Origin of the sequence: Labrys sp. LIt4 (assembly GCF_017813775.1) — a bacterium.
GTDB classification, from domain to species: Bacteria; Pseudomonadota; Alphaproteobacteria; order Rhizobiales; family Labraceae; genus Labrys; species Labrys okinawensis_A.
The window spans coordinates 77,366-90,620 of sequence record NZ_JAGIPY010000003.1; the positions used below are offsets into that span (position 1 = coordinate 77,366).

The 13,255-nt window shown below is 63.8% G+C and carries 11 protein-coding genes and 1 pseudogene; 6 read left to right on the plus strand and 6 right to left on the minus strand.

The annotated features are described in order from the left end of the window. Positions 1-34: 34 nt before the first annotated feature. From J8I29_RS06300 to J8I29_RS06325, 6 genes and pseudogenes are all read left to right on the plus strand, one after another. Positions 35-2,122: an ATP-dependent helicase gene (locus J8I29_RS06300; protein WP_209430998.1), complete on the plus strand. Its 2,088-nt coding sequence runs from the start codon at positions 35-37 to the stop codon at positions 2,120-2,122. A 31-nt stretch (positions 2,123-2,153) separates the two neighbouring features. After that, the gene (locus tag J8I29_RS06305; protein ID WP_209430999.1) at positions 2,154-2,852 is read left to right on the plus strand and encodes an SOS response-associated peptidase; all 699 of its coding nucleotides are present in this window, start codon (positions 2,154-2,156) and stop codon (positions 2,850-2,852) included. Between the two features lie 260 nt (positions 2,853-3,112). Then, positions 3,113-5,398: pseudogene (locus J8I29_RS06310) on the plus strand (heavy metal translocating P-type ATPase); the annotation flags it as partial. An 82-nt stretch (positions 5,399-5,480) separates the two neighbouring features. Next, positions 5,481-5,909: a Cu(I)-responsive transcriptional regulator gene (cueR, locus tag J8I29_RS06315; protein WP_105864620.1), complete on the plus strand. Its 429-nt coding sequence runs from the start codon at positions 5,481-5,483 to the stop codon at positions 5,907-5,909. 30 nt (positions 5,910-5,939) lie between these two features. Next, positions 5,940-6,431, plus strand: coding sequence for a peptide deformylase (locus tag J8I29_RS06320; RefSeq protein ID WP_209431001.1), 492 nt, complete (start codon positions 5,940-5,942; stop codon positions 6,429-6,431). 97 nt (positions 6,432-6,528) lie between these two features. Beyond that, positions 6,529-6,882: a DUF1428 family protein gene (locus tag J8I29_RS06325; protein WP_105864622.1), complete on the plus strand. Its 354-nt coding sequence runs from the start codon at positions 6,529-6,531 to the stop codon at positions 6,880-6,882. A gap of 182 nt (positions 6,883-7,064) precedes the next feature. Here the strand turns inward: J8I29_RS06325 and J8I29_RS06330 are convergent, their stop codons facing one another. From J8I29_RS06330 to J8I29_RS06355, 6 genes are all read right to left on the minus strand, one after another. Continuing rightward, entirely contained in the window at positions 7,065-7,415 is a 351-nt protein-coding gene (locus J8I29_RS06330; RefSeq protein ID WP_105864623.1) for an ArsC family reductase, read from the minus strand. Position 7,416: 1 nt separating this feature from the next. Continuing rightward, a complete protein-coding gene (locus J8I29_RS06335; RefSeq protein WP_209431002.1) occupies positions 7,417-8,646 on the minus strand; it encodes an MFS transporter in 1,230 nt (409 codons plus the stop codon). Positions 8,647-8,880: 234 nt separating this feature from the next. Further along, complete coding sequence (ugpC, locus tag J8I29_RS06340) at positions 8,881-9,948, minus strand: sn-glycerol-3-phosphate ABC transporter ATP-binding protein UgpC (RefSeq protein WP_209431003.1); 1,068 nt, start codon at positions 9,946-9,948, stop codon at positions 8,881-8,883. 13 nt (positions 9,949-9,961) lie between these two features. Next, positions 9,962-10,801, minus strand: a complete 840-nt coding sequence (locus tag J8I29_RS06345; protein ID WP_105864627.1) for a carbohydrate ABC transporter permease — start codon at positions 10,799-10,801, stop codon at positions 9,962-9,964. Positions 10,802-10,803: 2 nt separating this feature from the next. Further along, entirely contained in the window at positions 10,804-11,727 is a 924-nt protein-coding gene (locus J8I29_RS06350; RefSeq protein WP_209431004.1) for a sugar ABC transporter permease, read from the minus strand. A gap of 207 nt (positions 11,728-11,934) precedes the next feature. Continuing rightward, entirely contained in the window at positions 11,935-13,200 is a 1,266-nt protein-coding gene (locus J8I29_RS06355; protein ID WP_105864629.1) for a sugar ABC transporter substrate-binding protein, read from the minus strand. Between the last annotated feature and the right edge of the window lie 55 nt (positions 13,201-13,255).

Consider the following 13,255-nt stretch of genomic DNA (forward strand, 5'->3'; position numbering starts at 1 on the left):
GGCGGATCCGTTTCTCACCACGCGAGAGCAAGGCATGAATGCGCAGGCAGCCCTTCTTGTCCCCGAGGAGTCCGTTCCACCGCCCGCCGATCGTCTCGCCGGACTGAATGAGAACCAGCGCCGCGCGGTCGAACATGGTTCCGGCCAGCCGGCCGGTCCCCTCCTGATCATCGCCGGCGCCGGCTCGGGCAAGACCAACACGCTGGCGCATCGGGTTGCCCATCTCCTCGCCGAGGGGGCCGATCCCAGACGTATTCTCCTCTTGACCTTCTCACGCCGGGCCGCCTCCGAGATGACAAGGCGGGTCGGGCAGATCACCGCCAAGGTCATGGGCGCGAAGGGGGCGACGCTGAGCGAGGGCCTCACTTGGGCCGGCACGTTTCACGCCATCGGCGCCCGCCTTCTGCGCGAATATGCCTACCAGATCGGGCTCGATCCCTCCTTCACCATTCATGACCGGGAGGACTCCGCCGACCTGATCAACCTGGTGCGCCACGAACTCGGCTTCTCCAAGACGGAGAACCGCTTCCCGAGCAAAGGCACGTGCCTGGCCATCTATTCGCGTGTGGTCAACGCGCAGGACGACCTCGAAAACGTGCTGAAGGAGGCCTTTCCCTGGTGCCTTGCCTGGGCGGCGGAGCTTCGCAGCCTGTTCGCCGCCTATGTCGAGGCCAAGCTCGCCAACAATGTGCTCGACTATGACGACCTGCTGCTGTGGTGGTCGCATATGGTAGCCGAGCCGATGATCGCCGCCGATATTTCGGTGCGTTTCGACCATGTCATGGTCGACGAATACCAGGACACCAATCGCCTGCAATCCTCGATCCTCAAGGCGCTCAAGCCGGACGGAAAGGGCGTGACCGTGGTCGGCGACGACGCCCAGTCGATCTATTCCTTCCGCGCCGCCACTGTACGCAACATTCTCGACTTTCCGGCGCAGTTCTCGCCCGCGGCGGAGATCATCACGCTCGACCGAAACTACCGGTCGACCCAGCCCATCCTCGCGGCAGCCAACGCCGTGATCGCTCTTGCCAGCGAGCGCTTCACCAAGAATTTGTGGACGGACCGACAATCGAGCGAACGCCCCCAGCTCGTCACCGTCCGCGACGAAGCGGGACAGGCCGATTTCGTGGCTGGCCAGATCCTGGAGAACCGCGAGGCCGGCATGATGCTCAAGCAGCAGGCGGTGCTGTTTCGCGCCTCCCATCACTCCGGCCCCCTCGAGGTCGAACTGACCCGTCGCAACATCCCCTTCGTGAAGTTCGGCGGGCTGAAATTCCTCGACGCCTCCCACGTCAAGGACATGCTGGCGCTGCTGCGCTGGGCGCAGAACCCGCGGGACCGCGTTGCCGGTTTTCGCGTCCTGCAATTGCTGCCGGGCGTCGGCCCCACATCAGCCGCCAATGTCCTCGATGCCGTCGGTGTCGACGATATCGCAGCCTTGCCGGCGCCGCCCCGCGCCGGGGCGGACTGGCCCGATTTCATCGAACTCGCCGCCAGCCTTCACAAGGGACCTAACGACTGGCCCGGCGAGATCGAGCGTGTCCGGCGCTGGTACGAGCCCCATCTCGAGCGCATGCATGAGGATGCCGCGACGCGACGGGCCGATCTTCTCCAGCTCGAGCAGATCGCGGCGGGCTACGAATCGCGCGAACGCTTCCTCACCGAGCTGACGCTCGATCCGCCCAATGCCACCAGCGACGAGGCCGGAACGCCCTTGCGGGACGAGGACTATCTCATCCTCTCCACCATCCATTCGGCCAAGGGGCAGGAATGGAAAGCGGTGTTCGTGCTCAACACCGTGGATGGCTGTTTGCCGGCGGATCTTGCCGCCGGCACCAAGAATGATCTGGAAGAGGAGCGCCGGCTTCTCTATGTCGCGATGACGCGGGCGCGCGACAGCCTGCATCTCGTGATGCCGCAGCGCTTCTTCACCCATGGCCAGCCTTCCCAGGGCGACCGGCATGTCTACGCCAACCGCACCCGCTTCATTCCGTCTTCGATCCTCGACCGCTTCCAGCAAGTGATGTGGCCGAAGGTGGCGGCTTCAGGCACCCGACAACAAAGCGGCATCCACAGCTCGATCGACCTGCGCGACCGCATGCGCGGCATGTGGCGTTGAGACCTGCGGGTGAGCGTGCCATGGTCCGGCCATGTGCGGACGGATCATGCAGCGCAGCCCGGACCTGCCGGGCCTTCAGACGGAACCGGGAGCCACGCCGGAAGAGGTCGCTCGCGCCTGGGAAGCCCATTTCAATGGCGCGCCGGCGCAGTATTTCTGGGTGATCCGCCGCCAGCCCCGTGCTGCCGCCTATGTCCACGATCTCCTGCAATGGGGCCTCATACCCAACTGGGTGAAGGACCCCAGCGATTGGCCGAAGCCCATCAACGCCCGTTGCGAGGGCATCCAGACCAAACCCTCCTTCCGGGATGCCTACAAGGCCAGGCGCTGCCTTGTCCCGATCGATCTCTTCTTCGAATGGATGAAGATCCTCGAGCCGGACGGCAAGCCGGTGAAAGGGGCCAAGCAGCCTTATGCCATCGCCATGAAGGATCGCCGCCCCTTCGCCGTCGCCGGCGTGTGGGAAAGCTGGGTCGACAGGGCCTCCGGCGAGATCACCCGCAGCTTCGCCATCGTCACCTGCCCGGCCAATGCGTTGATGGCGACGATCCACGACCGCATGCCGGTGATCCTGGCCCCGGAGAACCATCGGCGCTGGCTCGACAACATCGAGCCCGATCCCTTCGACCTGATGGTGCCCTTTCCGCCCGAACTGATGGAGATCTGGCCGATTTCCTCGCGCGTGAACAGCCCGGCGAACAATGGGGAAGATATCGCGGCGCCGGTGTGAGGCATGGGTTATCAGAGCGGACGGGACGTCTGCGGTCCCAGCCAATGTGTCTCCCATGCAAACCTTGCTGGCATTATGCAGAAAACGCAGCGACTGGAACTGCGGACGTCCAGTCCGCTCTTGGAACACCACGCCCGCAAAGGATAAAAGCGGACTGATACTCGGCGCTCCAGAGGTCCCTTGACCTTGCCATGACTGGAAGGTTTACCTATCTCGGCAATGACCTGGAAAGGGATTGCCCCATGCCTTCGACTTCGAGCTCCGCAACATTCGATATCGCCATCGAGGGCATGACCTGCGCGTCCTGCGTCCGCCGCGTTGAGAAAGCTATCGCTGCCGCGCCGGGTGTCGTGCAGGCGGCCGTCAACCTCGCTACCGAACGGGCTCAGGTCGCCTTCGAGGGGCCGGCCAATTTGCCGCCCGTGCTGGCCGCCATTGCCAGCGCGGGTTATGGCGCCCATGTGGTCGAGGAAGACCGTGCGGAAGACCCCGAGCGCACGGCCCGCAAGGCGGAGATCGCCACGCTACGCCGGGATCTCGTGCTTGCCGCCCTGCTGACCGCGCCGGTTTTTCTGGTCGAGATGGGCGGACATCTGGTACCAGCGCTCCACCACGCCATTCAGATGAATTGGGGCCAGTGGAACTGGTACGTCCAATTCGTGCTGATCAGCCTGGTGCTGTTCGGGCCGGGTCTGCGCTTCTTCGTCAGGGGCATTCCTGCCCTGCTGCGCGGCGCTCCGGACATGAACGCGCTGGTCTCGCTCGGCGCCGGCGCCGCCTGGCTGTTTTCGGTGGTCGCGACCTTCCTGCCCGCAGCCCTGCCGGAGGGCACGGCCTATGTCTATTTCGAGGCTGCCGGCGTCATCGTCACGCTGATCCTGCTCGGCCGCTATCTCGAGGCTCGCGCCAAGGGCGAGACCAGCGAGGCGATCCGTAAACTGGCCGGTCTGCAGGCCAAGACAGCCCTGCGCCTTCGCGACGGCTCGGAGACGGAGGTACCGATCGCCGAGCTCCGGCCGGGAGACATCATCCGGGTCCGTCCCGGCGAGAAGATCGCAGTCGACGGCGAAGTCGTCGAAGGCTCCTCCTTGGTGGACGAGTCGATGCTCTCCGGCGAGGCGATACCGGTTACCAAGGGCATCGGTGACGAAGTCATCGGGGGCACCCTCAACAAGACGGGCAGTTTCTCCTTCCGGGCAACCAAGGTGGGCTCGCAGACCGTCCTCGCCCAGATCATCCGCATGGTCGAGGCGGCCCAGGGCGCCAAGCTGCCGATCCAGGCGCTGGTCGACAAAGTGACGGCCTGGTTCGTGCCGGCCGTCATCGCCATCGCGGCGTTGACCTTCATCGCCTGGCTGCTGCTTGGCCCGAGCCCCGCCCTCACCTTCGCGCTCGTCAATGCGGTTGCCGTATTGATCATCGCCTGCCCGTGCGCCATGGGCCTGGCCACCCCCACCTCGATCATGGTGGCGACCGGGCGCGCGGCGGAACTCGGCGTGCTCTTCCGGCGCGGCGATGCCCTGCAGAGCCTGCGTGACGTCGGGATCGTCGCCTTCGACAAAACAGGCACCCTCACCCAGGGCAAACCCGCCGTCACCGACATCGAAACCGCCCCCGGCTTTTCGGAGAATGAGGCCCTCGCCTTGCTGGCTTCGGTGGAGGCGCGCTCGGAACATCCGCTTGCCACGGCGATCGTCGAGGCCGCCCGCGATCGTAATATCGACATCCCCGCGGCCACCGGTTTCGAGGCGATCCCGGGACGCGGCGCCTCCGCCCAGGTCGACGGCCGGAAGATCTCGATCGGCTCGGCACGCTGGATGGCGGAACAGGGCATCGATGCCGGGAGGCTTTCCGCCCGGGCGGATACTCTCGGCGCACAGGCCAAGACGCCGCTTTTCGCGGCCGTCGACGGCAGGATCGCCGCGGTTGTCGCCGTCGCCGATCCGATCAAACCCACGGCCAAGGCGGCCGTCGCTGCCCTCAAGGCACTCGGCATCGAGGTCGCGATGGTAACAGGCGATAGCCGGAAGACGGCGCAAGCGATCGCGGCAAGCCTCGGGATCGAAACCGTCGAGACCGATGTGCTGCCTGACGGCAAGGCCCAGACGGTGAAGCGCCTTGCCGCCGATGGCCGCAAGATCGCCTTTGTCGGCGACGGCATTAATGATGCGCCTGCCCTCGCCACTGCCGATGTCGGCATCGCCATCGGCACGGGCACCGACGTCGCCATCGAAAGCGCGGCCGTGGTGCTGATGGCGGGCGATCCCAACGGCGTCGTCAAAGCCATAGGACTGTCGCGGGCGACCATGCGCAATATCGCCCAGAACCTGTTCTGGGCCTTCGCCTACAACATTGCGCTGATCCCTGTCGCCGCCGGCGCCCTCTACGCCGTCAACGGCACCCTGCTCTCGCCGATGCTGGCGGCCGGCGCCATGGCGCTCTCGAGCGTCTTTGTGGTGACCAACGCGCTCAGGCTCAGGGGTTTCCACCCCGCGGATTCCGCAGCACGGGCGATCGGAAAGAAATACGTTAAATTATCTAATTAATTCAAAGGAATATAGAAAAACCTCATCGCGATTCGAAGGTCGCGGTAGGGATTTCGTGGAAAAGACCGACAGGAAGAACCGCATGAATATCGGTGAAGCATCCGCAGCCTCCGGCGTTTCAGCCAAGATGATCCGCTATTACGAATCCATCGGACTGGTGCCGAACGTGGCCCGCACCGAAGCCGGCTACCGGGTCTATGGCGACAGTGACATCCACACGCTGCGTTTCATCCGGCGCAGCCGCGATCTCGGCTTTTCGGTCGAGCAGATGGAAACCCTGCTTGCCCTTTGGAGCGATCGCAGCCGGGCGAGCGCCGACGTCAAGCGCATCGCCGCGGCGCACATCACAGAGCTCGAACGCAAGGCGCGCGAGATCGAGGAAATGGCGAAAACCCTGCGTCACCTCGTGCATAATTGCCACGGCGACAGCCGGCCCAACTGCCCGATCCTCGAGGACCTCTCCCATGGCGAGGAGGCGGCGCCGCCCAAACCCAAGCGTCGCCGGGCGTGATGTCCAGGCCGAGGTGAGCTAATTTCCGATATGCCCGTTCAACCGATTCTGCGCTTTCCCGATCCGCGCCTGCGCCTCCCTGCGGCCCCTGTCACCGCCTTTGACACCCACCTCGCCGCCCTCGTCCGGGATCTGCTCGACACCATGCGCGCCGCGCCGGGAATCGGCATCACAGCGCCTCATCTCGGCATTGCCAAACGGCTCACGGTCCTCGAACTGCCCGGCGAGAACAGGGTGCGCGTCTATGTCAATCCGCGCATACTGTGGTCGTCCGAGGAAAGCCAGCAGCATACCGAAGGCAGCGTTTCGATGCCCGGCGTAACCGAGACGATCGAACGGCCGGCCCGGGTGCGTGTGGCCTTTCAGACACTCAACGGGGCGGAGGAGACGGAGGAAGCCGATGGCCTGCTCGCCATCTGCCTGCAGCACGAAATCGACCAGCTCGACGGCATTTTCTGGATCCAGCGTCTATCGCGCCTGAAACGTGAAAGGCTGATCAAGCGTTTTCAGAAGCAATCCTGACGCGACCGGCTCCTCACACGACAAAATCTCGCCAGGGCTGTCGGCTTGGCCGAATGCCGATCGTCCTTGGGGAGATCGAAACAGGAGGAAGCTGAAAATGACCTATGTCGACGGTTTTGTTCTCGCCGTACCCAAGCAAAATCTCGAGGCCTATAAGGAAATGGCGCGTCTCGGCGGCCAGGTGTGGATGGAACATGGCGCGCTCAGCTATGTCGAATGCGTCGGTGACGATGTGCCCTACGGCGAAGTCACGTCCTTTCCGCGCGCCGTCCAGGCCAAGGAGGACGAGGTCGTCATCTTCTCCTGGGTGACCTATCGCTCGCGCGAGGAGCGCGACGCCGTCATGGCCAAGGTGATGGCCGATCCCCGCCTGGAGGGCAGCATGGCGAACGCGCCCTTCGACGGCAAGCGCATGATCTTCGGCGGCTTCACCAGCCTGATCGAGATGTAGGCCAGATCGTCATCGCCGCTTGTTCATAGGGGTCAATCCAAGTCATCAGAATTGGTGTGCCGATCTCCAGATCGGCATCTTTTCGACAGACATATCGCTACCCAGAATGCCGATCTGGAGATCGGCACACCAGCATAAGCGCTCTTGTCCGTCAGGTTAACACACCGCCCGCCCTGTCCCCATCAAGCCATCGCGGCGGCATAGCTATCCGGCTTGAAGCCGACCAGCAGCTTGCCGTTGCCGAGATCAAGTACGGGCCTTTTGATCATGGTCGGCTCGGCCAGCATGAGGTCGATCGCCTTGGCCCGGTCGATGCCCTGCCTGTCGCCCTCAGGCAAGGCGCGGAAGGTGGTGCTGGTTTTGTTGAGCAGCGTTTCCCAGCCGACCTTGTCCGCCCAGGCATTCAGATGCGCGCGATCGATGCCCTCGGCCCGGTAATCGTGAAAGGCATAGGCCTTGCCATGGCTCTCGAGCCAGGTCCGCGCCTTCTTCATGGTATCGCAGGTCTTGATGCCGTAGATCGTCACACTCATGTCAGGTCCTGTTTCCCGGGCTGGTTGATGCCGTCTTTTCCGTCGCGAAATAGAGTAATGCAAGCACCGGCAGGGCAAAGCCGAGCCAGGACGTCGCCGTCCAGCCGCCATGGGCGTAGGACCAGCCTCCCAGGGCGGAGCCGAGGGCGCCCCCCGCGAAGAAGGTCGCCATATAGACGCCGTTGAGGCGGCTGCGATATTCCGCTCCCAGACTGTAGATCAGGCGCTGGCCGAGCACGACATTGGCCGAGACGCCGAAATCGAGCACGATCGCGGCAGTAACCAAAAGGCCGAGGGACAGGTTCGATCCCGGCTCGGCCAGATGGGTGAGCAGGAAGCTGACGGCACCGAGCGTCATGGCGAAGGCCGAAGCCGGACGTACCCAGCCGCGGTCGGCGACCCGTCCGGCGATCGGGGCCGCCACCGCGCCTGCCGCCCCGGCCAGCGCGAACAGCGCGATGCCCGATTGCGTCATGCCGAAGGCGGGACTCGCCAGCAGCAGCGGCGTGCAGGTCCAGAACACGCTGAAGGCGCCGAACATGCAGGCCTGATAGAGTGCGCGCCGGCGCAGGATCGGCGTGGTGCGCATCAAGGTCGCCATCGAGAGCAGGAGCCTGCCGTAGGATGGGGCCGGCGGCGGCTGGCGTTTCGGCAAGGCGCGGGCCAATACCGCGCCCAGCACCAGCATGGCAACGATGGAGACAAGAAACACCATGTGCCACGAACTGAAATAGGTGATCAGGCTCGATACCGGGCGGGCCAGCATGATGCCGACCATCAGCCCGCTCATTACATTGCCGACGACCCTGCCCCGCCTGGCCTCGGGCGCGAGATGCGCGGCAAAGGGTACGAGGATCTGCACCGCCACGGAACCGAGCCCGATCAGCAAGGCCGAGACCAGGAACTGCAGGCTGTCGCGGGCGAGCATGGCCCCTGCCAGAGCGATCACCGCCAGTCCCATAACCCAGAGAATGAGCTTGCGGTTCTCGATCAGATCGCCGAGCGGCACCAGGAACAGCAAGCCGGCGCCGTAGCCGATCTGCGTCATCGTCACGATCAGCCCGGCCGCGCCGGGAGACATGCCGAGATCGGCGCTGATCAAGCCGACCAGAGGCTGGGCATAATAGATATTCGCGGCGATAAGGCCACAGGCCGCCGCGATCAGCAGGGTAATCCAGCCCGAGGCCGCGGGCTCATGAGCCGTCTCGCCCCTCGTTGCAATGCGGGACATCAAATCTCACAAAAGAAAAAGGCATGCAGCCACCCGGTTACGGGAACGCGTCATGCGGAGCTGAAAGGAATTCAGCGTCTCTTTTGTCACGGGCGATGCCGGCTTGGCCAGCCCCTGCCTGCTGAAAGACAACATGATCGAGGAATACATCGTGCCATCCCGCGCGCATTGCAGCGCGCACGGATGACATATTTGCCGGCAGGAGCGTACGCCTCGGTCATTGCGGGCCAGACATCAGATCAGCCTGATGCGTTCTCCGCTTGCCGGGTCGAACAGGCGCAGATCGCCGGGGGCGATCGCCAGCTTCACGATCTCGCCAGCCGTCAAGGCGGGGCGCTCCGTCGTGAACAGCTTCAGTCCCTGCCCGCCGATCTCCAGATGCGCCACCGTGCCGAGCCCCGTCGGCTCGACCAGATCGACGCGGGCCGGCACGTTGCCCCCGGGCGAGAGCACCGCGCGCTCCGGACGAATGCCGACGACGATCTTCCCGGGCAAGCGCTGGCCTGGCAGGACAGCAAGCACCGTGTCGCCGACGCGCAGGGTGGTGCCGCCCTCTCCCGGCTGCGCCTGCGCATCGAGGAAGTTCATTGCCGGTGAACCGATGAAGCCGGCCACGAACATGTTGGCGGGATCGTCATAGAGTTCGAGCGGCGCGCCGACCTGCTGGATCACACCCCCGTTCATGGCGACGATGCGATCGGCCATGGTCATCGCTTCGATCTGGTCATGGGTGACGTAGATCGAGGTCGCTCCGAGATCGCGGTGCAGCTTGCGGATCTCGAAACGCATCTGCTCTCGCAGGCGGGCGTCGAGGTTGGACAAAGGCTCGTCGAACAGGAAGGCCTTGGGGTTGCGCACGATGGCCCGGCCCATGGCGACACGCTGGCGCTGCCCGCCCGACAATTGCCGTGGCTTGCGGTCCTGCAAGGCTTCCAAGCCAAGCTTGGTGCCGGCCTTGGTCACGGCGTCCGCGATGAAATCGGCCGCTTTCTTCCGCAGCTTGAGCGCGTAGCTCATATTGTCGCGCACGCTCATATGCGGATAGAGCGCGTAGGATTGGAACACCATGGCGATGTCGCGATCCTTCGGCGGCAGGTCGTTCACCGTGGCGCCGTCGATGAGGATCTGGCCTTGGCTGGTGTCCTCAAGCCCGGCGATGAGACGCAGCAAGGTCGACTTGCCGCAGCCGGAAGGCCCGACCAGCACCACGAACTCGCCCGAGGCGATCGTAAGGTCGATGCCCTTGAGGATGGGCAATGCGCCGTAGTTCTTGCGGACGGCTTTGACTTCGATATTGGCCATCGGAAAAACCCTTTCAGCCTTTCACGGCGCCGGCCGTGAGGCCCTGGACCAGATAGCGCTGGATCAGGAAGAAGAAGATGCAGACGGGGATGAGCGCGAGCACGCCGGCCGCCATCATCTGCCCGAAATCCACCGCGAACTTCGATACGAAGTTGAGCAGCCCCACCGGGAAGGTGATGACGCTGTCCTTGGTGTTGAGCATCAGGGCAAAAAGCAGTTCGCTCCAGGCGGCGGTGAAGACGAAGCCGAGGGTGGCGGCGATGCCGGGCATGGTCAAGGGCAGGATGATCTGGCGCAGCGCCCCGAAACGGGTGGCGCCGTCGATCATCGCCGCCTCCTCCAGATCCTTCGGAATGCCATCGAAGAAGGACTGCATCAGGAAGGCGGCGAACGGCACGTTATAGGCGGTATAGATGATGATCAGGCCGGTCAGGCTGTTGTTGAGGCCGAGCGGCTGGAACAGCTTGAAGATCGGCGCGATGATCATCACCAGCGGAAACATCTGGGTGACCAGCATCAGTCCGACCAGCCAGAATTTGCCGCGATAGACGAAACGCGAAAAGCTGTAGCCGGCGCCAGCCGCCAGCAGCGTGGTGAACAGCGCGGTAAAGCCCGAGATGATCACGCTGTTGCGGAAGAACAGCGGGAAATCGGTGTGGGTGATCACCGAGGCATAATGATCGAAACCGAAGCGCGAAGGCCACAGCTTCACCCCTTCGCTGTAGAGCAGATCATTGGGCGTGACTGAGACCTTGAACACCCAGTAAAGTGGGAACAGGGCGAAGAGCAGGAACAGCCCGATCAGGGTGTAATGAAAGACCCAATAGGCCGAACGGCGGGTGGAACGGCGCATGGTCAGGCCCTCCGGATCAGCATTTGCCTGAGCGCGATCAGCGTGGCGGCATAGGCGAGCAGCAGCACCAGCAGCACCATCGAAATCGCCGAGGCATAGCCGAAATCGAGGCGCATATAGGCCTGCGTGTAGATGTAGCTGGCGATGATCTGGGTCGAGTCGGCCGGCCCGCCGCGCGTCATCACCACGATGAGGTCGGCGGAATTGGCGATCCAGACCGCGCGCAGCAGCACGGTGATGGCGATCGTCGGTGCCAGGAACGGCACGGTGATCGAAGTAAAGCGCTTGAGCGGCCCGGCGCCATCGATCTCGGCCGCCTCATAGATGTCCTGCGGGATCGACTGCAGGGCGGCGAGCAGTGTGATGGCGAAGAACGGAAAGCCCCACCAGACATTGGCGACGATCGGGCCCCAGATGGCATGGGTCGGGCTGGAGAGAATGTTGTCGGGCGCCGCCATCAGGCCGAGGCCGGAGAGCCAGTGCGGCACCGGACCGACGATGGGATTGAACATCCAGGCCCAGTTGAGGCCGGAGAGAAAGCTCGGCACGGCCCAGGGCAGGAACACCAGCGCCTGCACCACGCCTCGCCCCGGGAAGGGCCGGTTGAGCAGGAGGGCTAGGATCAGGCCGAGAATGAATTGCAGGGCGACCGAGACCACCGTCCACAGCACCGTATTGGAAAGGGCGTTCCAGAAATTGGCATCGCCCCACATGGTGTGGAAATGCTCGAGCCCGACAAAGCCGCCGCCGAAGGGTTTCAGGAGTTGGATATCGCGGAAGGCGTAGGACATGCCGATGGCCAGAGGCACCAGCATGATCGCCACGATCAGGATGACCGAAGGCGCTGCATAGAGCCAGGGTTCGAGCGCCAGCCAGGCGCTTCGGCCGCGCCGCCTGGTCGGAATGGAAAGTTCTGCCAAAGCCATTCGGTATCCGATCGGGAATGGGCTGGGGACGGAGAAGGCAGCCGGGCGTGCCGAACCATTCCCTTCTCCCCTTACGGGAGAAGGTGCCGGCAGGCGGATGAGGTGTGGCGGCGCCCCTGAAGAGGTCGCGTGCCTCCCCTCATCCGGCATTTCGTGCCACCTTCTCCCGCAAGGGGAGAAGGAACACGCGCGGAGCCTACGGAATGACTACTTCTTCTTCGCCAGAAACTTCTGCTGGGCCTTGGTCAAATAGTCGGCCCACTGCCCGGCGAGTTGCTCGGGGGTGAGCTGGCCCAGCAGCGCCTGCTGCGTGGTCTTGACCGCGATGGAGTCGGCGAAGAAGGCGAACTCCTCCAGATAGGTCGGCATCACCAGCGGCGAGACATTGGAGTCGCCGAGCTCGGCGAACCAGCCCTTGAACTTGGGGTCGGCATAGAAGGGATCGTTGGCGGCGGACTTGTAGATCGGCAACGCGCCCGTCTTCTTGTTCCAGGCGATGTTGCCTTCCGGGCCATCGAGGGCGGCGATCAGCTTCCAGGCCAGTTCCTTGTTCTCGGAATTGGCGAACATCGACCAGGAGGCATAGCCGATGGTCGGGAAGGTCTTGCCGGCCGGCCCCTTGGGCATGGGGGCGACGTCGTAATCGTCCTTGTTCATCTTGTCGGCCACGGCGATCAGGGCATCGGGATCCTGGTCGAGCATGGCGCAGGTGCCGGAATAGAAGCCGGTGACGATCTCGTTGAAGCCCCAGTTCACGCTATCCTTGGGCGCATAGCCGTTCTTGTAGAGATCGACCAGCACGGTGACGCCCTTGATCCAGCCGGGATCGGCCATGGTCGAGGTGCCGTCAGGCTTGAAGAAGGTACCGTCTCCCGCCATGTTGGCGCCCATCATCATCCAGCCATTGAGGCCGCCGGGACCGCCGCGCAGGCAATAGCCGAACTTGCCGGGAAGGGCGGAAACCTTCTTGGCCGCCTCGACGAACTCGTCCATCGTCTTGGGCGGACCATCGACGCCGGCTTCCTTGAACAGCTTCTTGTTGTAGAACATCGCGCGCAGATAGAAGCCATAGGGCAGCGCGTAGGCGGTGTTGTTGACATAGCGCCCCATTTCGAGTGCGCGGTCGTTCAGTTCCTTGGTGTGCTCCCATTTGGCCAGATAGGGCTCGAGATTTTCGAGCATGCCATTATTGGCGTAGAGCGACTGCCACCGGTCAGGCATCTCGACCACATCCGGCGTATCGCCGGCCGAGACCATGGTGGCGAATTTCTCGAAGGCCTGGCCCCAGGGCAGCGAGGTGATCTCCACCTTCACGCCCGGATTGGCGTCCTCGAACTTCTTGACGATCTCCTTGAGCGTCTGGGTGCGCTCAGGACTGGTGATGACTTCCGTCAGCTTGAGCGTGGTGTCGGCCAAAGCCGGCAGGGCCAGGGCCAACGAGGCCGTCGCGGCCAGCAACAGTTTCTTGAACATTGAGATTCCCCTCTCTTGTTATTTGCACCCTACGTCCCAGCCAGAACCCGAACGC